The following is a 23,045-nucleotide window of genomic DNA, read 5'->3' as shown; positions in this document are numbered from 1 at the left end:
GATCTGTGCCAAAAAGCACCACGCCTTCGCCGCACCTCGTGTCGGCGCAGGACACTTGGGATGCGCCTGCGGGGCTGAGCGTCGAAGATGTCACGCTTCGGTTCGGCGGCATCAAGGCATTGAGCGGTGTGACGTTCTCGGCGCAGCCGGGGTCGATCACGGCGGTAATCGGGCCCAATGGCGCCGGCAAAACATCGGTCTTCAACTGTATTTCCGGATTTTATCGCCCCAGTTCGGGACGGATCATGCTGGATGGGCAGGACGTCACAAGATTGCGCCCGCCGCGCCGCGCCACCCTTGGCATGGCGCGCTCGTTCCAGAACATCGCGCTGTTTCGCGGCATGACCGTGCTCGACAATATCAAGCTGGGCCGTCACGGGCACATGAAGACCAACCTGCTTCAGGCGTTCTTTTATGCCGGACCGGCCGCCCGCGAAGAAGAGGCGCTGCGCCGCGAAGTCGAAGAGCGGATCATCGACTTTCTCGAAATCGACCATATCCGGAACATGCCGGTCTCGGTGCTGTCCTACGGACTGCAAAAGCGCGTGGAACTGGCCCGTGCGCTGGCGATGCGGCCCCGGATCCTGCTGCTGGATGAACCCGTCGCCGGCATGAACCGGGAAGAGACCGAGGACATGGCCCGTTTTATCCTTGATGTGAAAGAGGAATGGGGCGTGACAATTTTGATGGTCGAACATGACATGGGGTTGGTGATGGATATTTCCGACCATGTGACCGTGCTGAACTTTGGTCAGGTCATTGCCTCGGGCAAACCGGCCGAGGTGCAGGCCGATCCACAGGTGGCGGCGGCCTATCTGGGCAGCGGCGATCCCGCGGCCTTGATGAAACGCTTGGCGGCAGAGGGCGCGACATGAGCGGTGACCTTCTGTTTTTTATCGAAATCTCGCTTGCCGGTCTGGGATCGGGCGCCTTGCTGGCGCTGACGGCGCTGGCCTTTGTGCTGATCTACAAGGCGACGCGGGTGGTGAATCTGGCGGTCAGCGAAGTGCTGATGCTCGGCGGCTATCTGTTCTTTGCCTTTGCGGCGGGTTTGGGCCTATCAGCCTGGGTGGCGCTGCCGCTGTCGATCCTTGGCGGCGGTCTCCTTGGCGGCATTGTCGAGCGGGGGGTGATCCGCCCGATGCTGGGGGAGAACCCGATCTCGGTCTTCATGGTGACGGTCGGGTTGGGCTCGATCTTGGTCGGGATGGCGGAACTGATCTGGGGCGCGGAACCCAAGTCCCTTCCGGCCTTTATTTCGACCACGCCGCTGTTTCTGGGCGAAGCCTACGTATCGCGCAAGATCGCCGTAGCCTTTGTCGTGGCGGGGGTGACCATAAGCGTATTTCTGGCCCTGTTCCGGTTCTGGCGCGGAGGCGTTGCCCTGCGCGCCACCGCGACCGATCAGGCGGCGGCCTATTCCTGCGGTATTAACGTACCCGGCGTGTTTTCGGTGGCCTGGATCGTCGGCTGCGCCACGGCGGCGGGCGCGGGCGTATTGCTGGGGGCGATCGGCGGCATTTCCACCACCATGGGGGTCTTTGGCCTGTCCGCGCTGGTGGTGGTGATCGTCGGCGGGCTGGACAGTATCCTTGGGGCGCTGATCGGTGGGCTAGCGCTTGGTCTAATCCAGTCCTGGGCAAGCACTTATCTTGGCGGTGAATATACCAGCGTCGTGACCTTTGGCCTGTTGATCGTCGCCATGATGATCCGCCCCTACGGCCTGTTCGGCACCCATGAGATCGAGAGACTCTGAATGATCATTGGCACCGCAAAAGAATCCTATCGCGCTGACGAGGCCCTGCTGACGACGCAGCCGCAACGCGTCTGGATGGCGATCTTTCTGGCCGCTCTGGTGGCGCTGCCCTTCGCGTTGAACGATTACTGGCTTTACCTCGCCTGTCTCGTTGCGATCAACGTGACTGCCGCGACCGGACTGAACATCCTAACCGGGTTCACCGGGCTGGTCTCGCTTGGGCATGCCGCCTTTATGGCGGTGGGGGCCTATACCGTGGCCTGGGCGGAAACACGGCTTGGCACGCCGTTCTTTATCAACCTGATCGCGGGCGGGCTGGTGGCGGCCGCCTTTGGCATACTCGTCGGGTTGCCCAGCCTGCGGGTCAAGGGGCTGTACCTCGCGATTGCGACCATCGCGGCCTCGTTCATCCTGCATTTCTGCTTTATCCATTTTGACGGGATCACCGGCGGGGCGACGGGCATCAATGTGCCCCCGCTCAGCATCTTCGGGATCGAACTGGCGACCTACTTCCGGCTGTACTGGGTCATCATGCCGATCACCGCCGTGATGGTGCTTGGCGCGGCCAACCTGTTCCGAACCCGGATCGGGCGCGCCTTTATCGCGATCCGCGACCGGGATATTTCCGCCGAAGTGCTTGGCATCCCGCTGTTGCGCTACAAACTGATGAGCTTTTCTATCGCCTCGTTCTACGCCGGCATGGCGGGCGGGCTCTGGGCCTATTTCTTTCGGGTCGTGACGCCAGAAAGCTTCCCGTTGCTGACCTCGATCTTCTTGCTGGCGGCGATCATCGTCGGTGGCATGGGGGCGATCATCGGCGGCATCGCCGGGGCGATCTTCATGACGCTGGCGCCGGAATTGTTGCGCTTTGGCATGGAATGGATCAGCCCCTTGGTGCCCAATGCGGGGGCGCTGTTGTCGCCGGTCCGCACCGTGGTGTTCGGGGCGCTGATTGTCGGGTTTCTTATTTTTGAACCACAGGGTCTGGCCGAGATCATCCAGAGGATACGCCGGTATTTCCGGCTCTGGCCGTTCAGGACGTAGCAGACCCCAAAACAAGATCAACAGGGAGAAGAGACATGAAAACAACACGACGTATGGCCATGGGCCTGCTTGCCGGGGCCGCCAGTCTTGGCCTGAGCATGGGCGCCGCACAGGCGCAGGAGGACATCGTCATTGGCGGGTCACTGCCAATGACCGGGGTCTTTGCCTTTGCCGGTATCTCGATCGAGGCCGGCATGTCCGACTATATCAAACTGGTGAACGACGCGGGCGGGATCGACGGCAAGATGGTGCGCCTCGCCTATGAAGACACCGGCTACAAGGTCGACCAATCGGTCGCCGTCTTCAACAAGCTGACCAGCCAGGAAGAAATTCACCTCTATTACGGCGACAGCACCGGGTTCGCCAAGACCATCGCGCCAGAGCTTGTGCGCAAGGGGTCCATGATCATGGGCGGGGCGTCTTTTGCCTCTGAACTGAACAATCCCGAAGCCTACCCCTATGCCTTTATTCCCGGCCCGGATTACACCGAGATGGTGAACATCCTGCTGGAATACATCGCCAAGGAAAAGCCGGGCGCCTCGATCGCGCTGATCAACTCCGACACCGAATTCGGGCGCGATCCGATCGCCGCAGCGAAGGCCCGCGCCGCTGAGCTGGGCCTAGATGTGGTGCTCGAAATCATCACACCTCCCGGCTCGGTCGATGTCTCGACTGAAGTGCTGAAACTGCGCCGCGCGCGGCCCGACTATGCGATCTCGCACGGCTACATTCTGGCGCCGCAACCGGAATTCATGAGCCAGGCCAAGGCGCTGGGGCTGGAAACCAAGTTCATGGGCACGTTCTGGTCGATGGACTCCTCGCTCTGGAAAACGGTTGGCGAGACGGCGGACGGCTACATGGGCGTCATGCCCTACCGCTATTACTATGATGACGCCGACAATGCCCCGATGCTCGACAAGATCCGCGAAATGCGGCCCGAGTACCAATCCACCGGCTATATGCAGGGGTTCCTGTCCGCCATGCTGATGGTCGAAAGCGCCAAACGCGTACTGGCCGAAGGTAAGGAGATGAACGGCGCCAACCTGAAGGCGGCAATGAACACGATCAAGGATTTCGACACCGGCGGCATCATGGGTCTGCCGATCTCGATGCCGGGCAACTCCATTCCGGTCGGACGTGTTTACCAGTTCTCGGCGGCAGAGGGCAAAATGCTACCCGTGTCGGACTGGATCAACGTGGAGTAAACAGAACATGACCGCGGAAACGATCCTGGAGATCGAGAATATCGAGCTGACCTATAAAGGGTCGATTCAGGCGCTTCGCGGTCTGTCGCTCAAGGTGCCAAAAGGCCAGATCGTGGCCCTTTTGGGATCGAACGGCGCTGGAAAATCCTCGACCTTGAAGGCGGTTTCAAATCTGTTGTCGCTGGAAAACGGCGAACTGACCGCAGGCCGGATCCGGTTCAACGGCAAAGACACGGCGGGCCTGTCCCCACATGCGCTGGTGCGCAGCGGGCTGTTCCACGTCATGGAAGGACGCCGCATCTTTGAAGATCTCACGGTCGAGGAAAACCTCGTCGCCGCCACATATGCCCTCACGGGCCGTGGCGGCGCCCCCGCTGACTTTGAACAGGTCTATGATTATTTTCCCCGTCTGAAGGAGCGCCGCCACAACCGCGCCGGATACCTGTCAGGGGGCGAGCAGCAAATGTTGGCGATTGGCCGCGCGCTGGTGGCCCGCCCGTCGCTGATCCTGTTGGACGAACCATCGCTGGGCCTGTCACCGTTGCTGGTCGAGGAGATCTTTACCATCATCGCCCATATCAACCGTGAAACCGGGGTTTCCATGCTACTGGTGGAACAGAACGCCGCTGTGGCGCTGGCGATTTCGCAATTCGGCTACATCATGGAAAACGGCCGGATCCAGCTCGACGGGCCGACCGAACGGCTGATGGCCGACGATGATGTGCGCGAGTTTTATCTGGGCCAGTCCGGCGGTGCCGAAAACCGATCCTTCCGTGATATCAAACATTACAAACGCCGCAAACGGTGGCTGTCCTGAGGGCCTATTGATGACCGACTTTCCCGATCTCATCCTGCCCGCCATGTTGCGCGAACAGGCCCGCAGCCGCGGAGCCGCGATTGCCATCCGTCAAAAGGATTTCGGCATCTGGCAGCCGACCACTTGGGCGCAGTATTTCGACCGCGCCCGCGACGTCGCCCATGGGCTGCAGCTTCTGGGCTTGGATGCGCGCGGACATCTGGCGATCCTGTCCGAAAACCGGATCGAATGGGTGTTGGCCCAGCTGGGCGCAGGATGCGCCGGGGCGATCACCGTTGGCGTCTATTCCACCAGCCCGGCCCCCGAAGTCGGATATGTGCTGGAGCATTCCGACAGCACGGTCGTGATCTGCGAAGATCAGGAACAGGTCGACAAGGTGTTCGAGATCCGCGACATGCTGCCCAAACTCGCCCGGATCGTAGTGATGGAAACCAAGGGCATGCGCGCCTATCCCGAAGGTCAGGTCATCAGCTTTGCCCAGATGGAGGCCGAGGGGCGCGCCGACCGTCTGGCCAACCCCGGGATGACCGACGCCATACTCGACCAGCTTGGACCCGATGACATCGGGCTGATGATCTATACCTCGGGCTCCACCGGCAAACCCAAGGGCGCGATGCTCAGCTATCGCAATATCCGCGCTCAGGCCCTCGGGCTGGGGGATCTGTTGGGCCTGACCTCGGCCGATCGCTACCTCAGCTATCTGCCGCTGTGCCATGTGGCCGAACAGACGATGACCGTCTTCGGCCCGCTCTATCACGGCGCACAGATCAATTTCGGCGAAAGCCTCAGAACCGTGCAGGAAGACCTGCGCGAGGTTGCCCCGACCTATTTCCTCGGGGTGCCCCGGATCTGGGAAAAGCTGCACGCCGCGATCCATATCGGCATGCTCGAAGCGGGGGGCTATCGCAAGGTGCTGTACGAGCGCGCGCTTGCCGCCTGCGACGGGTTTGCAAGCACCCCGCCGAACCAGCGCGGCCTCGCACAGAAGCTGAGGTTTCAATTCTGGTACTGGCTGGTGTTCCGCGCCTTGCAGAACTTTATTGGGCTGCGCCATGCGCGCATGGCGATGACCGGGGCGGCGCCGATTTCACCCGCAATCGTGCAATATTTCCGCACCCTTGGCGTGCCCCTGCTCGAGGTCTATGGCGCGACCGAAACCAGCGGCGTGGTGCTGGGTCAACGGTTGTCGCGGCTTGATCCCGGCATGGTCGGCGAGCCGATTGTGAACGCCGAAATGCGCCTTGGTGAGGCCGGTGAATTGCTGATCCGCAGCGACAGCGTGTTTGCCGGCTATTATAAGAATGACGAGGCAACCCGCAGCACGATCCTTGACGGCTGGCTGCATACCGGCGACGTGGCCGAGGTCACGGATGGACAATACCGCATCGTTGACCGACTGAAGGACATCATGATCACGGCGGGCGGCAAGAACCTGTCGCCGTCCGAGATCGAGAACACGATGAAATCCAGCCCCTATATCAAGGAATGCATCGTCATCGGCGAGCGACGCAAGTTTGTCTCGGCTCTGATTCAGGTGGAGTTCGACACCACGGCCAAATGGGCCGAGGAACAGGGCATCGCCTATACCAATTTCCGCAACCTGACCGAAAACGCCGCCGTGCGCGAGCTGGTCGAGGCCGAGGTCGCCCGCGCCAATGCAACGCTTGCCAATGTCGCGCGAATCCGAAAAATCCACCTTTTGACCAAAGAGCTGGACCATGACGACGGAGAGGTCACTGCCACCATGAAGGTGCGCCGCTCCGCCATATCAGAGAAATACGCCGGGGAGATCGAGGCGCTTTACGCCTAACCTCGCGCGGCGGCGAGCGCCTGCAGGAACTGATCGTTCTCGGCGGGCAGCCCGATCGAGACGCGCACCCAGCTTTCATAGCCGGGCTGTTTCCACGGCTTCACGATCACCCCGTGATCCAGCAGGGCCTCGGCCAGATCGACCGAGGGCTGGCCCGCGTCAAAGAACAGGAAATTCCCCATCGAGGGCAGCACCCGCAACCCCGCGTCGCGCAGCGCTTCGGCCACACGGTCGCGCTCGGCCACGATACGCGCCGCCGCCGCCGCCATAGTCCCGGGATCTTCCAACGCGGCCAATGCGGCCACCTGTGCCAGATGGTTGGCGTTGAACGGTGTCCGCACCAGATCAAGCCCGCGCCGCAGCTCGGTATCGTTGGTCACGCCATAGCCGATCCGCAGGGCCGCAAGCCCCCATGCCTTGGAAAAGGTGCGCAGCACCAGGAGCGGTTTGTCGTGTCCGGCCATCCGCTCCAGCGCCGAAACATAGCGGGCGGGATCGCTGTATTCGACATAGGCCTCGTCGATGCACAGCAGCGTTTCAGGATGTTGCGCCTCCATCAGATGGTCCAGCGCCGCCGGATCAAGCCAAAGCCCGGCCGGGTTCATCGGGTTCGACAGCAAGATCAGCCGCGCCGGGCGTGCCACCGCCGCCAACAGCGCCGACAGGTCGATTTCGCCTTCGGGCGTCAGGTCGATCCGCTCAACCTCGGCCCCCATCATCAGGGCATAATCCTCATGCAGCGGAAACGAAGGATACAGCGTGATCACCCGGTCGCCCGGCCGCAGCAGCGCCCGCGCCAACACGTTAAGCAAATCCTCTGACCCGTCGCCCAGCACCACTTGATCCGGCGTCACGCTTGCCAGTGCCGCCACCGCCGCACACAGATCATGCCCCGACGGATCGGGATACAGATGCAACTGGCTGGCCGCCGCGGCCACGGCAGCTGTCACGCCGGGGGCCGCGCCATAGGGGTTTTCATTCGACCCCAGCTTGGCGATCCGCGTCACACCGGGGCGCGCGGCAACCTCTGCCAGCGTCAGACCGGAATTATAAGGGGCAAGCGCGGACAGCTCCGGGCGCAGGGCAAGGGGGGCATGGTCGGACATCGAAACTCTCTTTTCGCTCAGAAGCTGTTGCGCTCGTGATAGGTGCGCAGGAAGGACTGGATGCGCGGGTCTTCAGGATGGTGAAGAATGTTAGCCGGCTCGTCCATCGCCACCAGTTCGCCCTGTTCCATAAAGGCGACCTTATCCGCGACATGGGCGGCAAAGCCCATTTCATGCGTGACCACGACCATCGTCATCCCCTCGGCGGCCAGCGCTTTCATCACGCTCAGCACCTCGCCCACCAGCTCCGGATCAAGCGCCGAGGTCGGCTCGTCAAACAGCATCAGTCGGGGCTCCATCGCGATGGCGCGGGCGATCGCTACCCGCTGTTGCTGCCCACCGGACAGACGGGACGGGTGATTGCTCATCCGGTCGCCCAACCCGACCTTTTCCAAGGCGTCCGCGGCGCGCGCCTCGGCCTCGGATTTGGCCATGCCGCGCACGCGGATCAACCCTTCGGCCACGTTCTGCAACGCTGTCATATGCGGCCAAAGATTGAACTGCTGAAACACCATCCCGATGGTGCGGCGCATCTCGCGCAACCGGCGCGACGACATCTTTTTACCGCCAGCGGTTTCGTAGCCAATCAACTCGCCGTCGATCAGAACCTCGCCCGAGTTGTATTCCTCAAGGAAATTGACACAGCGCAACAGGGTGGATTTGCCCGACCCCGAGGGGCCGATCAGGCAGGTGACCTTGCCCGGCGCGATGGACATGTCGATGTCCTTGAGCGCGTGAAATGGCCCGTAGAATTTGTTGACCTTGCGGATCTCGACGGAAGAAGCCCGGACCATGTCACGTCCTTTCGATCAGATGTTTGGTGATGCGGGTCTCGAACCGGCGTCCGAGGCGCGAGATGAGCTCGACGAGCCCCCAGAAGAACAGGGCGAGGGCCAGATTGGCCTCGACATAACGGAAGGTTTCCGCCGACATGCGCTGAACCTGATACATCAGTTCCGGCACGGTAATGATAGACAGGATCACCGTTTCCTTGGTCAGCACGATCGAAAAATTGACCATGGCCGGCAGCGCCGATACCAACCCGAGCGGTAGCAGGATCCGGCGCACGATGGACGGTTCGCTCATGCCGATGGCGCGCGCGGCCTCGATCTGGCCAATCGGAACCGCCCCAAAGGCCGAGCGAAAGATTTCAGCAAAATAGGGGCTGCTATAGACCGACAGCCCCAAAAGTCCTGCCGGGATCGGATCAAGCCGCAGCCCGAACATTGGCCCGCCATAATACAGCAGGAACAGCTGGGCGAGAAAGGGCGTGCCCCGGATTGCCTCGATATAGATGCGCAGAACCCAGCGGACCGGCGCGATACTATAGCGCTGGATCAGCGCGATCGCGAGGCCAAGCGCCATTCCCCCCACTGTGCCGAGCAGCCAGCACAGCACCGTCATGCCAAAGCCACGCAGCAGGAACGGGCCGTAGTGAGCAAGCAAATCGTTCATCAGACTGCCATCCTGTGTTCAAGCCAGCGTCCCACCCCGGCGAGGCAGAGGTTGATCGCCAGATAGATGCAGGCCGCCGCCAGATAGACCTCAAGCGGGCGAAACGTGGTCGCCGCCTGCGCCTGCGAGGCGCGGGTGATTTCCAAAATGCCCACCACCGAAACCAGCGATGACGCCTTGACCAGCAGGATCAGCTCGTTGATCAGCGCCGGAAGCGACATCGTGATCGCCTGCGGCAGGATGATGCGCGTCCATTGTGACAGCGGCGCCATGCCAATGGCCTTCGCCGCCTCGGTCTGACCCCTCGGCAGCGCATTGATCGCGCCGCGCCAGATTTCCGAGATATAGGCGCTTGCGCAGATCGCGACAGTGCCCACGGCGGCCACCAGCGCGGGCACGTTGATGCCGATCACCGGCAGCAGGAAATAAACCAGCAGCAATTGCACCAGCAACGGCACACCGCGCAGGAAACTGACCCAAAGCGCGGCAAAGATGCGCATGGGTTTCCACGGCGAAAGGGCGCCGGCGCAGATCAGCGCACCGATCCCCAGCCCCAATACGATCCCTAGGCCCGAGACCAGCACCGTAAAGCGCGCGGCCCAGAGCAGCGGAATGAAACTCTCCCAAAAGGTGGTCCAGGAAAACACGGCAGCCCCCGTTTTTGGTGGTGCGGGCCAAGATCACTCTCGGCCCGCAGTCAGGATCAATCTTGCGGAACTTCGCGCGGCAGGACGGGATTGACGCCCAGCCATTTTTCCTGGATCGCCTTCATGCGGCCGTCATCGGTCATTTTCAGCAAGGCCGTGTTGATGGCTTCAACGAAAGACGCGCTGTCGGCATCCTTGCGCATCGCCCAAGCAAAGTACTTCGGCTCGCCAAAGGTGGTGGGCTCAAGCAGGGCAAAGGTTTCGCTCCGCGCCTTGACCAGATAAGCAAGGTTGGGCAGCGAGCCGGCCACAGCCTGAAGACGCCCGGTTGCCAGATCGGCATAGGCTTCGTCGGTGGTGCCGTATTCCTTCATCGTAATGCCGCCGATCTTGTCGCCGAACATCTGAAGCTGGGCCGCCTGGGCGGTGCCTTGCTGAACACCGACGGCTTTGCCCTTGATGTCTTCGGGCGCTTTGGTCTCGGTGTCATTGGCGCTGCGGATCAGGCCAACGGTCGCGTCGGCGATCGGCAGGCTGAAGGCATAGCGTTCCAGCCGCTCGGGCGTGATCGTCACCGGCGCGATGATGATGTCGAATTTCTTGACTTCGAGTCCGGGCAGCTCTGCCGTCCACGGAATGTCCTGATACAGCGGCTCGACGCCCAGTTCTTTCGAGACCTCGTCAAAGATGTCCTTGGTGATCCCCTGATAGGTGCCGTCGATGATCATGTCGAACGGGGAATAGTGCATATCGGTCGCGGTCACGATCTTGCCCGCGGCCTTGATGTCGGCAAGCTGGTCAGCAAAGGCCGGTGCCGAAATCCCGAGGGCGGTAAGGCCGAACAGGGCGGCTTTCAGCGTGTTTTTAATAGTCATGCGGTTCTCCTTGTTGGGTCCGGGGTTGCAGACCGCGCGCCGTCCCCGGAGCAGCGCGCGGATTTCACTTACAGGATCGCGGGCAGGTTCAGATTGTGCTCCTTCGCACAGTCGATCGCGATATCGTAACCCGCATCGGCATGACGCATCACACCGGTGGCGGGGTCGTTCCACAGCACCCGAGCAATGCGCGCATCAGCCTCTTCGGTGCCATCGCAGCAAATTACCATCCCCGCATGCTGCGAAAAGCCCATACCGACGCCACCACCGTGATGAAGCGACACCCAGGTCGCGCCCGATGCCGTATTAAGCAGCGCGTTCAGCAGTGGCCAGTCAGATACGGCGTCAGATCCGTCGCGCATGGATTCCGTTTCGCGGTTGGGCGAGGCAACAGAGCCGGAATCAAGGTGATCGCGGCCGATCACGACCGGCGCTTTCAACTCACCATTGCGCACCATCTCGTTAAAGGCGAGGCCCAGCTTGTCGCGCTGTCCCAGCCCCACCCAGCAGATCCGCGACGGCAAGCCCTGAAACGCGATCCGCTCGCGCGCCATGTCGAGCCAGTTGTGCAGATGCGGATCGTCGATCAGCTCTTTCACCTTCTGGTCGGTCTTGTAGATATCCTCGGGATCGCCCGAAAGCGCGACCCAGCGGAACGGCCCGACCCCGCGGCAGAACAGCGGCCGGATACAGGCGGGCACAAAGCCGGGGAAGGAAAAGGCGCGCTCCAGCCCCTCTTCCAGCGCCATCTGGCGAATGTTGTTGCCGTAATCGAGCGTCGGGATACCGGCATCGTGGAACCCGACCATCGCCTCGACATGCGTGCGCATGGATTTGCGCGCCGCCGCTTCGACGACCTTGGGCTCGGTCTCTTGCCGGGCGCGCCACTCGGCCACGCTCCAGCCCTGCGGAAGATAGCCATGCACCGGATCATGCGCCGAGGTCTGGTCGGTCACGATATCGGGCTTTGCCCCACGTTTGAGCAGCTCGGGGAACACGTCGGCGGCGTTGGCGATCAGCGCCACCGATTTCGCCTCGCCAGCAGCAGTCCACCGCTCGATCATCGCCAGCGCCTCGTCGAGATCGTGGGTCTTCTCGTCGCAATAGCGGGTGCGAATGCGGAAATCGACGCGGGTCTCGTCGCACTCAACCGCCAGGCAGCAGGCCCCGGCCATCACGGCGGCCAGCGGCTGCGCGCCGCCCATCCCGCCCAGACCGCCGGTCAGGATCCACTTTCCCTTGAGGCTACCGCCGTAATGCTGGCGCGCGGCCTCGACGAAGGTTTCATAGGTGCCCTGCACGATGCCCTGCGCGCCGATATAGATCCACGAGCCAGCGGTCATCTGGCCGTACATCATCAGACCCTTTTTATCGAGCTCGTTGAAATGATCCCAGTTGGCCCAGTGCGGCACAAGGTTCGAGTTCGCGATCAGCACGCGCGGGGCATCCTTGTGGGTGCGGAACACCCCCACGGGTTTGCCCGACTGAACCAGCAGGGTTTCGGTGTCTTCAAGATTTTTCAGGGTCTCGACGATCAGGTCGAAATCCTTCCAGGTCCGCGCCGCGCGCCCGATGCCGCCATAGACGACCAGCTCATGCGGGTTTTCGGCCACGTCCGGGTGCAGGTTGTTCATCAACATCCGCAGCGGCGCCTCGGTCAGCCAGCTCTTGGCGTTCAGCTCGGTGCCGGTCGGCGGAAAAATGTCGCGGGTGTTATGACGGGGATTGGTCATGTGTTTCTCCCTATGCACTGGCCAGCATCTGGCCGGAAATGATGATGCGTTGAACTTCGCTGGAGCCCTCGTAAATGCGCATGATGCGCAGATCGCGGGTGATCCGCTCGACGGGGAAGTCGGCGGTATAGCCATAGCCGCCGTGCAGTTGCAGGGCGGTATCGGCGATCTTGCCGGCGGCTTCAGAGGCGACAAGCTTGGCCGTCGCCGCAGCAAGCGAGAACCGCCCGCCAGTGGCATGGGCAATGTCGCGCTGGCGGGCGGCATCAAGCGACAGCAACAGTGCAGAGCGCCACGCCACCCCCATATCGGCAATCATCCAGCGGATGCCCTGCCGTTCGGTCAGGGCCTCGCCCCCAATGACGCGGTCCTTGGCATAGGCGATCGCGGCCTTCATCGCCGCGTCGGCCAGCCCGAGGCATTGCGCGGCCACCTCGATACGGCCATTGTCGAGCACCTGCATCGCCGTTTTGAAACCGGTCCCTTCAGTGCCCAACAGGGCATCTTCGGGCAGATCGACGTCGATATTGAGGGTAAAGACATGGCCGCCCCGCAATCCCATCGTGCGTTCTGGCGGGCCAGCCTCAAACCCGGCGGTACCTTTCGGCAGCAGAAACGCCGAGATCCCACGATGGCCCTTGTCAGGGTCGGTGACGGCATAAAGAACGACGAAATCAGCCACACCACCGTTCGAGATGAAACATTTCGTGCCCTTGATATGCCAACCCGTATCGGTGCGCCGGGCGCGGGTTTTCATATCGGCCGGGTCAGAGCCTGCAGTCGGTTCGGTCAGGGCAAAGGCGCCAAGGGCGGCGCCACTTGCGGCCTTGGGCAGCCACGCGCGTTTCTGTGTCTCGGTGCCGCCCAACAGGATCGAGTCGGTGGCGAGATAATGCGCCGTCAACGCCGAGGCGGTCGAGCCGCAGGCCCCCGCCACGATCGACACCGCCCGCAACAACCCCGGCGCGGACACGCCGCTGCCGTCGTATTCCTCGGGCAGGTTGGCCCCCATCATCCCCGCCTCGGCCAGCGTAGCAAGCTGGGCATGGGCAAATGTTCCCTCGGCATCGGTGCGCGCGGCCAGCGGCGCGATCTTGTCGGCGCACAGCCGCTCCAACACGTCGCAGAACAGGGATTCCTCTTCTGAAAGCATGTGCCAAGGATTATCGAGCGCGCTCATTCTGTCTTCTCCAGTCCGAAGTCTTCAAGGATCGCTTCCAGATCGCCGCCCAGACGCGGGGCAGAGGTCGCGGCGAGGGGTTTTTCGCCATCGAAGCGCACCGGTTGGCCCACCACCGGCGCGCGGCCAAGAACCGGATGCGGCAATTCGCTGACCAGACCGCGCGCAATGGCGTGTTCACTGGTTCGGGCCTGTGCGATGTCCCAGATCGGGGCGGTCGGCAGGTTCACCGCACTCAGCGCCGCGACCGCCTCTTGCGTGCTCAACTGGCTCGACCAGCCCTCGACCAAGGCGCGCACGGCGGGTTCATGTTCGGTGCGGATCTCGTCGCTGGCGAAGCGTGGGTCATTGACCGCCTCGGGATGTCCGATCAGGTCAGCGAGTCGGGCGAATTGCTTGTTGTTGAGCACCGCGATCACCACCTGCCCGTCGCGGGTTGCGAAACAGCCGAACGGGGTCGACAGCGGATGCCGATTGCCGACCCGTTCGGGCAAGACCCCGGCATAGAGATTCAGCGCGTGGCTGGTGGTCAGCATCGAGAACAGCGCGTCATACATCGCTACATCCAGCGCCGCGCCCTGCCCGGTCCGATCGCGCTGCACCAGCGCGGCCATGATCGACCAACTCGCGAACAGCCCGGCGATCAGATCGCCCAAGGCTTCCCCGGTCTGGAGCGGTGCGCCGCCCTCTTCCCCGGTGGCTGCCATCAGCCCGGACATCGCCTGAACCACGACATCATAGGCGGGCAGATCGCGGAACGGTCCCTCCTGACCAAAGCCCGAAATCGAGCAATAGATCAGCCGCGGATTTTTCGCGCGCAGTGCCGCAGCCCCCAGTCCCAGCCGCTCAGCCACGCCGGGGCGGAAATTCTCCACCACAACATCAACGCGGCCTGCGATGGTCTGCGCCAGTGCCAGATCGGCGGGCACCTTTAGATCCAGCGTCATCGACCGCTTGCCGCGGTTGTTCAGCGTGAACAGCGCGCTCTCGCCCTGTTTGAACGGGCCGATATGGCGGTATTCGTCCCCGGCTGGCGATTCCAACTTGATAACGTCCGCACCGAGATCGGCCAAAAGGGCTGTACAATAGGGACCGGAAAGCACCCGTGTCAGGTCAAGCACCCGGATCCCGTCAAGAGGTTTGCTCATGCCGCCGCCCTCAACTCCGGCGCCAGATCGGCCAGCGCGTGCAGGATCGCGGCAAGCGGGGGGCGCAACGTCTCGGCCTTGGCCGGGTCATAGGCGAACGGCAGCGCCTCGGCCCCCAGATGGGTTGATTGCGCAAGCTCCATCTGGATCGCATGCACGCCGTCGCCCGGCTGACCATAATGGCGCGTGGTCCAGCCGCCTTTGAACCGCCCGTTTACCGCCATCGTCCGCCCGGTGCCTGCGCAAACCTTCTGCGCGGCAGCCTCGAGGCGCGGATCACAGGTGACGCCCATATTGGTGCCGATGTTGAAATCGGGCAGCGTTCCTTCGAACAGAAAAGGAATATGGCTGCGGATCGAATGGCAATCATACAGGATCGCAACCCCGTGGATCGCCTTGACCCGGGCGATCTCGGCGGCCAGCGCCGCGTGATAGGGCGTGTGCCAATCGGCCAGACGCTGCGCGATCTCGACGTCATCGGGCGCCGTGGCCCAAAGCGGCTCGCCGTCGAAATCGGTCATCGGGACAAGCCCGGTGGTGTTCTGACCGGGGTACAGGCTTTTGTTCTCCGGCCCCCGGTTGGCGTCGATCACATAGCGATGAAACATCGCACGCACCGTGGTCGCTCCCGGCAGCAACCCGTCATACAGCCGCTCCACATGCCAGTCGGTATCAGCAAGGGTCTGCCCGCGTGGGGTCAGCCGGGCAAAGATCTCGTCGGGGACAAAGGTGCCGGTATGGGGCAGGCCAAGGATAACCGGGCTGTCGCCCTGACTGACGGTAACCGGGGTCATGACCGCACCTCTTCAAGCAGCGCCTCGGGCAACGCGTCAAGCAAGGCACCGGAGCGGACCAGCTCTGCCGCCTGCTCCAGATCCGGGGCAAGGAAGCGGTCCTGATCCAACGGAGGCACCGATTGGCGCAGCCGTTCAATCACCGCCGCCAGCGGCGCGGAGGTTTTCAGCGGCGCGCGAAACTCGACCCCGGCACTGGCGCAAAGCGCCTCGATCCCAAGAATATGGGTCAGGTTCGCATTCATCCGTTTGAGCCGCCGCGCCCCATGCGCCGCCATCGAGACGTGATCTTCCTGATTGGCCGAGGTCGGCGTGGAATCGGTGGAACAGGGGTTGGCGAGATGCTTGTTCTCGCTCATCAGCGCAGCCGAGGTGACCTCGGCAATCATCAACCCGCTGTTGAGCCCCGGCGCCGGCGTGAGGAAGGCCGGCAAATCATAGTTCATGGTCGGATCGACCATCAGCGCGATGCGCCGTTGCCCGATTGCGCCGATCTCGGCAATGGCCAAGGCGATCTGATCAGCGGCAAAGGCGACCGGTTCGGCATGGAAATTCCCACCCGAGACGATCAGGTTCGCGTCGATCAGAACCAGCGGGTTGTCGGTCGCAGCGTTGGCTTCGATCTCCAACGTGTGCGCCGCCTGCGTCAACAGGTCGATACAGGCACCGGTCACCTGCGGCTGGCAGCGGATGCAATAAGGGTCCTGTACCCGCAGGTCACCCTCAAGGTGGCTTTCGCGGATCGCAGAGCCCTCCATCAACCTGCGGATCGCGCGCGCCGCGACGATCTGGCCGCGATGGCCGCGCAACTGATGCACCTCGTCGAGGAAGGGCGCAGTAGAACCCATGATCGCATCAGTGGCCAGTGCCGAGGTCACCAGCGCATTGCGCGCCAGACGGAAGGCATCGAACAACCCTGTTAGCGCAAAGGCGGTGGACACCTGCGTACCGTTGATCAGCGCCAGCCCCTCTTTCGCGGTGAGGCTGATCGGCGCCAGCCCAGCTGCCGCCAACGCGGCGGCTCCGGCCATCTCTTGACCCTGAAACAGCGCCCGGCTTTCCCCCAGCATCACCGCCGCCATATGGGCAAGCGGCGCAAGATCGCCCGAGGCTCCGACAGACCCCTGCGCGGGGATCACCGGCATCACGCCTTTGGCCAGCATGCCTTCCAGCAGCGCGACGACCTCTGGGCGCACACCCGACGCCCCGCGCCCCAGCGACAGAAGTTTCAGCGCCATGATCAGGCGCACGGTCTCGGGCTCGATCGGTTCACCAACGCCGCAGCAATGCGACAGGATCAGGTTGCGTTGCAGCGTGGCGGTGTCCTCGGGGCGGATCTTGATCGAGGCCAGTTTGCCAAAGCCGGTATTGACGCCATAGACCGGCGCCTCGCCCTGGGCCGCGGCGGCAATGCGCGCGGCGGCCTCGATGATGGCGGGACGAGCGCTGTCGTCGAGACGCACGGCGAGCCCCTCGCGCCAGATCTGTTCGAGGTCAGCCAGAGTACACTGGCCGGGGATCAGTACGAGTTCAGACAATTTCGCCTCCATAGATGCGGGCGTGAAGGGGGTTGAAGCCAATGCGATAGGACAGCTCGGCCGGGTGGGCGACATCCCAGATGGCCAGATCGGCGCGCAAGCCCGGTGCGATCACACCGCGATCCGCCAGACCCAGCGCGCGGGCGGCGTTGCGAGTTATGCCGCTCAGACAGTCCGACGGCGTCATCCGAAACAGGGTTGCACCCATGTTCAGCGTCAGCAGCAGTGAGGTTAGCGGCGAGGTTCCGGGATTGCAGTCGGTCGCCAGCGCAATCGGCACCCCGGCCGCGCGCAACGCCGCAATGGGCGGCGATTGGGTTTCGCGCAGGGTATAAAAGGCCCCCGGCAGCACCACCGCCACCGTCCCCGAGGCCGCCATCGCCGCGATCCCGCCCGCGCCCAGATATTCCAGATGGTCCACCGACAGCGCGTGGTGGCGCGCCGCCATCGCCGCGCCGCCCAGATCGGAGAGCTGTTCGGCATGGAGCTTCACCGGCAGGCCAAGCGCGGCGGCACGATCAAAGATCTGCGCCATCTCCTCCGGGCTGAAGGCGATGCCCTCACAGAACCCGTCGACCGCATCAATCAGCCCTTCGTCATGGGCGCGCTCCATTCCCGCGATCACCACATCATGCAGATAGCCAGCGCGATCCTCGGCGTATTCCGGCGGCAGCGCATGGGCGGCGAGCCATGAGGTCACGACACTCACCTTGCGCTCGCGCCCGATCCGGCGCGCCGCGCGCAGCATCCTCAGTTCGGTTTCCAGTTCCAGCCCATAGCCGGACTTGATTTCAAGCGTGGTGACCCCTTCGGCCAGCAGCGCATCGACCCGGGGCAGCGCAGTCGCGACCAGTTCATCCTCGCTTGCCGCGCGGGTGGCGCGCACGGTCGACAGGATGCCACCCCCGGCGCGCGCGATCTCCTCATAACCGGCCCCTTCGAGCCGCATTTCGAACTCGCGCGCCCGATCGCCGCCAAAGACCACATGTGTATGACAGTCGATCAGCCCAGGCGTCACTAGCCGCCCGCCAAGGTCCTGACGCGGGACCGCTGCGTAAAGCTCGGGAACATCCGCTTCAGGCCCGACCCAAGCGATTCGATCCTTGTCGATCACCAGAGCTGCCGCCTCGACAAGGCCGTAACCCTCGGATTTGTCGTCCATCCTTGCAACGGTGACATTGCTGAAAATCTGCATGGGGCGTCATCTCCGGATTGCTTTTTTCGCTAATATGTCTAGTCTTATAGATAACCCATGTCTAAACTTATTTTTGCCCTCGAAGGTAAAATCGGCGGGCCGGGAACCAGGAGAACGAAAAAATGACGGTGCTTTGGGCAGAACGGGCGCTGTTGCCCACGGGTTGGGCAAAAAATGTCCGGATCGGGCTGGATTCCGCCGGACGCATCGCTGACGTCACCCCGGACGCGGCGCCAGAAGGGCAGCGACTCGACCTGGTTTTGCCGGCGGTGGCGAACGTGCATTCACATATTTTCCAACGTGCGATGGCCGGTCTGTCCGAGGCGCGTGGGCCGCATCCGCGTGACACCTTCTGGACATGGCGTCAGCTGATGTATCGTTTCCTCGATCATCTGACACCGGACGATATCGAGGTGATCGCCGCGCTGGTGCAGATGGAGATGCTGGAGGCCGGCTATGCCACCAATGTCGAGTTCCACTATCTGCATCACCAACCGGACGGCACCCCCTATGCCAACCCCGCCGAGATGTCGCAGCGTATCGCCGCCGCCGCCGCGCGCAGCGGAATTGGCCTGACGCTGTTGCCAGTGCACTATCAGTACGGTGGTTGCGATCACCGACCGCTCGGGCCCGGCCAACAACGTTTCGGCACCACCCCCGAGGATTTTGCGCGGCTGCTCGACGGGGCGGAGGCCGCGCTTGCCGGGCTGCCCGCTGATGCCGGGATCGGCGTCGCGCCGCATTCGCTGCGCGCCGTCTCGCCCGAGGCGCTGAAACTTTGTACAGAATTGCGCCCGGATCGCCCATTGCATCTGCATCTGGCCGAACAGATCCCCGAAATCGAAGAGGTGCAGGCCGCCTATGGGCATCGCCCGGTCGAATGGCTGTTGGAAAACTTCTCGCCGGATCAACGCTGGACGCTGATCCACCTGACCCACATGACCGAGGACGAGACCCGCAATCTGGCAGCAACCGGGGCGCTGGCCGGGCTTTGCCCGATCACGGAATCGAGCCTTGGCGACGGCATCTTCAACGGCGTCACATGGCAACAGGCCGGCGGGCGGATCGGCTGTGGCTCGGACAGCAATGTCCGCATCGCGTTGTTCGAAGAGCTGCGCACGCTGGAATACAGCCAACGCCTGCGCGAACACGCCCGCGCGATCTATGCCACGCCAGAACGCTCGACCGGACGGGTGCTGTATGAGGCCGCGCTGGACGGGGGCGCAACCGCCGCCGGGCGCGACACCGGGGCAATCGCCGAAGGCAATTGGGCCGATCTCTGCGCGGTGTCCTGCGCCACGCCGGTGCTGTGCGGACGCGACGGGGACACGCTGCTCGACAGCTTGATATTCGCAGGCGGCGACGGGCAGATCAACGATGTCTGGGCCGCTGGCCGTCATGTCGTGCAGGAGGGGCGCCACATGGACCGCGACCGTATCGTGTCCGATTATCTGACCTGTATCGGCAAATTGCAGGAGCGGTTGTGACAGAGCGCGACGCCATTCCGGCCGGCGGCAAAGCCACCTATATCGCCGAAGAGGTGCGCCGCCGAATCATCGAAAAGGAATGGCGTCAGGGCGACCGCATCCCCGACGAGACGGAACTGGCCACTGAATTCGGCGTCGCGCGGGCCACAGTGAACAAGGCGTTGCAGCTTCTGGCCGAAGAGGGGCTGCTTGACCGCCGCCGCCGCGCCGGCACCCGCGTGGCGATCAACCCGGTGCGCAAAGCGACCTTCTCGATCCCGATCGTGCGCGAACAGATCGAAGCGGCAGGCCTGAGCTATAGCCATCGGCTGATTTCACAAAGCCGCAGCCCGCTACCCGCCCAGCACGCCGAGCGGCTTGGCTTGTCGACGGGCGACATTCTGATCCATCTGCGCGCGGTTCATTACGGTGACCGCCAGCCCTTTCAGCTGGAGGATCGCTGGATCAACCCGCGCGCCGTGCCCGGCATCGAAGACGTGGATTTTCACCACCTCAACGCCAACGAATGGCTGGTCCGCAACGCCCCCTATCTACGCGCCGACCTGAATTTTTCAGCCTGCAACGCCGGAGAGCATGATGCGCCGCTTCTGGACACCAAACCGGAACAGGCGCTGCTGATCCTCAACCGCACGACATGGAACGATGTCGGCCCGATCACCACCGTGCGGCTAGCCTTTCATCCCGGCTATACGATGGCGGCAACGACCTAAGCGCGGCGGCGCTGGTAAGACGATACGTTTTGCGACCGGATTATGGAGAAGAGGCAGAAGATCAGATTGATCTGGTCTCATGTGGGCAAAAACCTTTGAATCCACCGCTGCATCTTCAGCCCCGCCGCGGTCGGCAGGACACTTCTCGGCCTCGAGCACGGCCATGAAGCCCATGCCAGCGGATGCGACGGCCCGACGTTGGACATGGTCTGTCAGGTCACCTGCGGCAAAGACACCTGTTCATAGACAGCAGTGAAGTATCGCAGGTGTTGCCGCTTCATCTTGCCATCTGTTTTTCTTGTAGCTGATATCTGATCTTATTAGTAGTTATGAAGGGTCAGTATCCGATATTTCTACTCGGACTACGAGGAAAGAAGGAGCATGTGATGACCGCAACCTGGCATCGGGGCGTCCCCCGGAAGGATTTGAACGGGCCTTGCACGCCCCCCTGCGGCACCCTGACACGGCCAATCCATTGAGGCCCCTGCCCCGCCTGATGGTAGCGCCCAACGGCGCGCGCCGCGGTAAGGCCGAACACCCGGCACTGCCAATCACCGACGACGAACTTGTCGATACTGCGCGCGCTTGCCAGCAGGCCGGTGCCGATGGCATCCACCTGCATATCCGCGACGCCGCCGGCCGACATCTACTGGATGCGGGTCGATATCAGGCGTTGCTTGACCGATTGATCGACCAGGTGCCTGACATGTATCTGCAGGTCACGTCCGAGACCGCAGGACGCTATGACGCCGAGGAACAGCGCGCGATGATGCGCAGCCTGCGGCCAGCTCAGGTTTCTGTCGGTCTGCGCGAGATGGTGCGCCACCCCGACGACTGGCCACTGGCGCGTGATTTTTATCATTGGGCCTGCGACAACGGGGTTGAAATCCAGCACATTCTCTACTCTCCGGATGACGTCCGCGGCTTTGTCGACGCCTGCGACAAGGGCTTCATCCCCGGCCGGTCCCAGTTGATCCTTTTTGTTCAGGGCAGCTATGCAAACGGCTCCCGCGACAGCATCGATCTTGAAGATTACCTGCAGCCGCTGACACAGGCCGACGGCATCGACATCGACTGGATGGCATGCGCCTTTGGTGCGGCAGAGACCGACAGCCTGGTGCGTGCGGCACAATTGGGCGGCAACGCCCGGGTCGGGTTCGAGAACTCGCTCTGGAACAAGGATGGCACCATGGCGGCGGACAACGCCGAACGTGTGCGCGAAGTTGACGCCGCCCTCCGCGCGCTTGCCCCCGCAGACCAGACGCCAAACTGAGCGGCTGGCCCGCTCCCCGGGCGAAACGACAAAAAACCCGACCCGAGAAAAACTCGGGCCGGGACGCTTCCGGTTTTGGGGGGTATGAGCGGAGCGGGGAGAAAAGCCCGGCTCAGGGAACCGGAAACGATTAACCAATGAGATGACGCAAAACCGTGTTAAACGTATCGACCTCTGCCGCGCTGAAGCCTTCAAAGGTTTCCTTGGCATGGGCCTCTGCAAGATCCCAGCACTGGTCGGCTTTCGCCCGGCCCGCAACGGTCAATCCATATCCCGAGCCCTTTGCTGTCACCAGATCGCGGTCACTCAGGTTGTCTAGGGCAACGCGGGCTTCGGTGATCGGGGCATGCAGGTGAACGACCAGATCTTCAGCGTCCACGCCCGGGAGATCATTCAGCACCAGCAGGGTACGCGCTTCGATAAGGCTTAAGCCCAGCGTCTCCAGTTTGGGTTGATAGCAGTCTTGATAGGCGCGCACAGCCCGCAGCATCAGAAAGAACGAGTGATTGTCCATCCGACCCTGATCCGCGTCTTGCGATATGTCTTGTCCGGCCTTCGGATAGGTGTCGGGATGATTGAAGACCATCGCATAGGATCCCCGATGGAAACACAGCGGGGATCTGCCGAAATCGTCGAAGGCGATGACGCGCCCGACAAAGATCCAGTGATCGCCGCCGTCGAGCCGGTCATAGGCTTCGCACTGGAACCGCCCGGCGCAATTGGGGAAGATCGGCGCGCCACCAAGCCCGTCCTCATGGGCGACACCGGCGAACTTGTCCTCTTGCTGGCGGGCGAAATGGTTCGACATCTCCATCTGATCCGACGCCAGAATATTGACCGCGAAATGCGTTGCGGCCTCGAACACCGCACAGCTTCTCGCGGTCTTCATGCTGCTCCACAGGATCAGTGGCGGGTCCATCGAGAGCGAATTGAAGCTGCTGGCGGTCACCCCCACCTTGGTACCGTCTGGCGCGCAGGCGGTGATGATCGTCACCCCCGTGGCAAAGTTGCCAAGCGCCCGGCGAAAGGCCTTGGGGTCGATCGCGGGTTTGCTCATCACTTCGGTCATGTCTCATCTCCTCCCGGTTGGAACGGGCCGGCGGTTTGCGCCGCGCCCGTGTTGCCCTCAGGCGGCGACGGCGGTGGCGGCGGGTTCCGCCTTGGTCGCTTCGGTCAGGATCGGCATCACCTTTTCGGCCATCAGGATCATCCCCTTGCGACCAAGGTCATAGTCGGTCCAGTCATGGCCGGCATAGACTAGGTGTTTGAACG

General features: G+C 62.8%; 21 protein-coding genes and 1 pseudogene. 9 read left to right on the top strand and 13 right to left on the bottom strand.

Going from position 1 to position 23,045, the window contains the following annotated elements:
• Positions 1 to 38 precede the first annotated feature (38 nt).
• Genes E1B25_RS17220 through E1B25_RS17195 form a run of 6 tightly spaced genes read left to right on the top strand, consistent with a single transcriptional unit; the run spans position 39 to position 6,632 of the window.
• Positions 39 to 875, top strand: a complete 837-nt coding sequence (locus tag E1B25_RS17220; protein ID WP_132830896.1) for an ABC transporter ATP-binding protein — start codon at positions 39 to 41, stop codon at positions 873 to 875.
• On the top strand, positions 872 to 1,756 hold the full coding sequence (locus E1B25_RS17215; protein ID WP_132830817.1) for a branched-chain amino acid ABC transporter permease: 885 nt from the start codon (positions 872 to 874) through the stop codon (positions 1,754 to 1,756). Before E1B25_RS17220 ends, E1B25_RS17215 begins: the two co-directional genes overlap by 4 nt.
• On the top strand, positions 1,757 to 2,800 hold the full coding sequence (locus E1B25_RS17210; protein ID WP_132830815.1) for a branched-chain amino acid ABC transporter permease: 1,044 nt from the start codon (positions 1,757 to 1,759) through the stop codon (positions 2,798 to 2,800). It begins immediately after the preceding gene.
• A 35-nt stretch (positions 2,801 to 2,835) separates the two neighbouring features.
• Positions 2,836 to 4,005 (top strand): ABC transporter substrate-binding protein, encoded by a 1,170-nt coding sequence (locus E1B25_RS17205; RefSeq protein WP_132830814.1) that lies wholly within the window; start codon positions 2,836 to 2,838, stop codon positions 4,003 to 4,005.
• 7 nt (positions 4,006 to 4,012) lie between these two features.
• Complete coding sequence (locus E1B25_RS17200) at positions 4,013 to 4,822, top strand: ABC transporter ATP-binding protein (RefSeq protein WP_132830812.1); 810 nt, start codon at positions 4,013 to 4,015, stop codon at positions 4,820 to 4,822.
• 10 nt (positions 4,823 to 4,832) lie between these two features.
• On the top strand, positions 4,833 to 6,632 hold the full coding sequence (locus E1B25_RS17195) for an AMP-dependent synthetase/ligase (RefSeq protein ID WP_206338577.1): 1,800 nt from the start codon (positions 4,833 to 4,835) through the stop codon (positions 6,630 to 6,632).
• Here the strand turns inward: E1B25_RS17195 and hisC are convergent.
• From hisC to hutI, 11 genes are all read right to left on the bottom strand, one after another.
• Positions 6,629 to 7,738, bottom strand: coding sequence for a histidinol-phosphate transaminase (hisC, locus tag E1B25_RS17190; RefSeq protein ID WP_132830809.1), 1,110 nt, complete (start codon positions 7,736 to 7,738; stop codon positions 6,629 to 6,631). The two genes, E1B25_RS17195 and hisC, sit on opposite strands and share 4 nt — an antisense overlap.
• A gap of 17 nt (positions 7,739 to 7,755) precedes the next feature.
• Positions 7,756 to 8,532 carry an amino acid ABC transporter ATP-binding protein gene (locus tag E1B25_RS17185; protein ID WP_132830808.1) on the bottom strand — a complete coding sequence of 259 codons (777 nt, stop codon included), beginning with the start codon at positions 8,530 to 8,532 and terminating at the stop codon, positions 7,756 to 7,758.
• Between the two features lies 1 nt (position 8,533).
• Positions 8,534 to 9,193, bottom strand: coding sequence for an amino acid ABC transporter permease (locus E1B25_RS17180; RefSeq protein ID WP_245510749.1), 660 nt, complete (start codon positions 9,191 to 9,193; stop codon positions 8,534 to 8,536).
• Complete coding sequence (locus tag E1B25_RS17175; protein WP_132830805.1) at positions 9,193 to 9,840, bottom strand: amino acid ABC transporter permease; 648 nt, start codon at positions 9,838 to 9,840, stop codon at positions 9,193 to 9,195. Before E1B25_RS17175 ends, E1B25_RS17180 begins: the two co-directional genes overlap by 1 nt.
• Before the next feature lie 56 nt (positions 9,841 to 9,896).
• Entirely contained in the window at positions 9,897 to 10,715 is an 819-nt protein-coding gene (locus E1B25_RS17170) for a transporter substrate-binding domain-containing protein (RefSeq protein ID WP_132830803.1), read from the bottom strand.
• 68 nt (positions 10,716 to 10,783) lie between these two features.
• The gene (gene hutU, locus E1B25_RS17165) at positions 10,784 to 12,448 is read right to left on the bottom strand and encodes a urocanate hydratase (RefSeq protein WP_132830801.1); all 1,665 of its coding nucleotides are present in this window, start codon (positions 12,446 to 12,448) and stop codon (positions 10,784 to 10,786) included.
• Positions 12,449 to 12,458: 10 nt separating this feature from the next.
• A complete protein-coding gene (locus tag E1B25_RS17160; RefSeq protein ID WP_132830800.1) occupies positions 12,459 to 13,628 on the bottom strand; it encodes an acyl-CoA dehydrogenase family protein in 1,170 nt (389 codons plus the stop codon).
• Positions 13,625 to 14,776 carry a CaiB/BaiF CoA transferase family protein gene (locus E1B25_RS17155; protein ID WP_132830798.1) on the bottom strand — a complete coding sequence of 384 codons (1,152 nt, stop codon included), beginning with the start codon at positions 14,774 to 14,776 and terminating at the stop codon, positions 13,625 to 13,627. Before E1B25_RS17155 ends, E1B25_RS17160 begins: the two co-directional genes overlap by 4 nt.
• A complete protein-coding gene (hutG, locus tag E1B25_RS17150) occupies positions 14,773 to 15,570 on the bottom strand; it encodes an N-formylglutamate deformylase (RefSeq protein ID WP_132830797.1) in 798 nt (265 codons plus the stop codon). Before hutG ends, E1B25_RS17155 begins: the two co-directional genes overlap by 4 nt.
• The gene (hutH, locus tag E1B25_RS17145) at positions 15,567 to 17,108 is read right to left on the bottom strand and encodes a histidine ammonia-lyase (RefSeq protein WP_165937655.1); all 1,542 of its coding nucleotides are present in this window, start codon (positions 17,106 to 17,108) and stop codon (positions 15,567 to 15,569) included. Before hutH ends, hutG begins: the two co-directional genes overlap by 4 nt.
• Positions 17,101 to 18,303 carry an imidazolonepropionase gene (gene hutI, locus E1B25_RS17140; RefSeq protein WP_132830794.1) on the bottom strand — a complete coding sequence of 401 codons (1,203 nt, stop codon included), beginning with the start codon at positions 18,301 to 18,303 and terminating at the stop codon, positions 17,101 to 17,103. The genes hutH and hutI overlap by 8 nt, the downstream gene beginning before the upstream one ends.
• A gap of 122 nt (positions 18,304 to 18,425) precedes the next feature.
• Between hutI and E1B25_RS17135 the strand changes: the two genes are divergently transcribed.
• Positions 18,426 to 19,790, top strand: a complete 1,365-nt coding sequence (locus tag E1B25_RS17135; RefSeq protein WP_132830792.1) for a formimidoylglutamate deiminase — start codon at positions 18,426 to 18,428, stop codon at positions 19,788 to 19,790.
• The gene (locus E1B25_RS17130; protein ID WP_132830790.1) at positions 19,787 to 20,500 is read left to right on the top strand and encodes a histidine utilization transcriptional repressor HutC; all 714 of its coding nucleotides are present in this window, start codon (positions 19,787 to 19,789) and stop codon (positions 20,498 to 20,500) included. The genes E1B25_RS17135 and E1B25_RS17130 overlap by 4 nt, the downstream gene beginning before the upstream one ends.
• Positions 20,501 to 20,614: 114 nt before the next feature.
• Here E1B25_RS17130 and E1B25_RS22590 read toward each other — a convergent pair.
• Positions 20,615 to 20,737: pseudogene (locus E1B25_RS22590) on the bottom strand (thioredoxin-disulfide reductase); the annotation flags it as partial.
• 259 nt (positions 20,738 to 20,996) lie between these two features.
• Here E1B25_RS22590 and E1B25_RS17120 point away from each other — a divergent pair.
• Positions 20,997 to 21,773, top strand: a complete 777-nt coding sequence (locus E1B25_RS17120) for a beta-keto acid cleavage family enzyme (RefSeq protein WP_206338576.1) — start codon at positions 20,997 to 20,999, stop codon at positions 21,771 to 21,773.
• Between the two features lie 130 nt (positions 21,774 to 21,903).
• Here the strand turns inward: E1B25_RS17120 and E1B25_RS17115 are convergent, their stop codons facing one another.
• On the bottom strand, positions 21,904 to 22,842 hold the full coding sequence (locus tag E1B25_RS17115) for a p-hydroxyphenylacetate 3-hydroxylase reductase component (RefSeq protein WP_206338575.1): 939 nt from the start codon (positions 22,840 to 22,842) through the stop codon (positions 21,904 to 21,906).
• Positions 22,843 to 23,045 lie beyond the last annotated feature (203 nt).

It is taken from the genome of Antarcticimicrobium sediminis (assembly GCF_004348975.1).
Taxonomy (GTDB): domain Bacteria; phylum Pseudomonadota; class Alphaproteobacteria; order Rhodobacterales; family Rhodobacteraceae; genus Antarcticimicrobium; species Antarcticimicrobium sediminis.
Note: the sequence above shows the minus strand (reverse complement) of the source record. Positions and strands in the feature narration are given on the sequence as shown.

Coding starts and splice junctions, on each gene's coding strand:
- E1B25_RS17160 (WP_132830800.1), bottom strand. CDS start 13,628: ATGAGCGCGCTCGATAATCCTTGGCACATGCTTTCAGAAGAGGAATCC.
- hutU (WP_132830801.1), bottom strand. CDS start 12,448: ATGACCAATCCCCGTCATAACACCCGCGACATTTTTCCGCCGACCGGC.
- E1B25_RS17210 (WP_132830815.1), top strand. CDS start 1,757: ATGATCATTGGCACCGCAAAAGAATCCTATCGCGCTGACGAGGCCCTG.
- E1B25_RS17205 (WP_132830814.1), top strand. CDS start 2,836: ATGAAAACAACACGACGTATGGCCATGGGCCTGCTTGCCGGGGCCGCC.
- E1B25_RS17215 (WP_132830817.1), top strand. CDS start 872: ATGAGCGGTGACCTTCTGTTTTTTATCGAAATCTCGCTTGCCGGTCTG.
- E1B25_RS17155 (WP_132830798.1), bottom strand. CDS start 14,776: ATGAGCAAACCTCTTGACGGGATCCGGGTGCTTGACCTGACACGGGTG.
- E1B25_RS17200 (WP_132830812.1), top strand. CDS start 4,013: ATGACCGCGGAAACGATCCTGGAGATCGAGAATATCGAGCTGACCTAT.
- E1B25_RS17180 (WP_245510749.1), bottom strand. CDS start 9,193: ATGAACGATTTGCTTGCTCACTACGGCCCGTTCCTGCTGCGTGGCTTT.
- E1B25_RS17120 (WP_206338576.1), top strand. CDS start 20,997: ATGGTAGCGCCCAACGGCGCGCGCCGCGGTAAGGCCGAACACCCGGCA.
- E1B25_RS17185 (WP_132830808.1), bottom strand. CDS start 8,532: ATGGTCCGGGCTTCTTCCGTCGAGATCCGCAAGGTCAACAAATTCTAC.
- E1B25_RS17115 (WP_206338575.1), bottom strand. CDS start 22,842: ATGACCGAAGTGATGAGCAAACCCGCGATCGACCCCAAGGCCTTTCGC.
- E1B25_RS17135 (WP_132830792.1), top strand. CDS start 18,426: ATGACGGTGCTTTGGGCAGAACGGGCGCTGTTGCCCACGGGTTGGGCA.
- E1B25_RS17195 (WP_206338577.1), top strand. CDS start 4,833: ATGACCGACTTTCCCGATCTCATCCTGCCCGCCATGTTGCGCGAACAG.
- hutI (WP_132830794.1), bottom strand. CDS start 18,303: ATGCAGATTTTCAGCAATGTCACCGTTGCAAGGATGGACGACAAATCC.
- hisC (WP_132830809.1), bottom strand. CDS start 7,738: ATGTCCGACCATGCCCCCCTTGCCCTGCGCCCGGAGCTGTCCGCGCTT.
- E1B25_RS17170 (WP_132830803.1), bottom strand. CDS start 10,715: ATGACTATTAAAAACACGCTGAAAGCCGCCCTGTTCGGCCTTACCGCC.
- hutG (WP_132830797.1), bottom strand. CDS start 15,570: ATGACCCCGGTTACCGTCAGTCAGGGCGACAGCCCGGTTATCCTTGGC.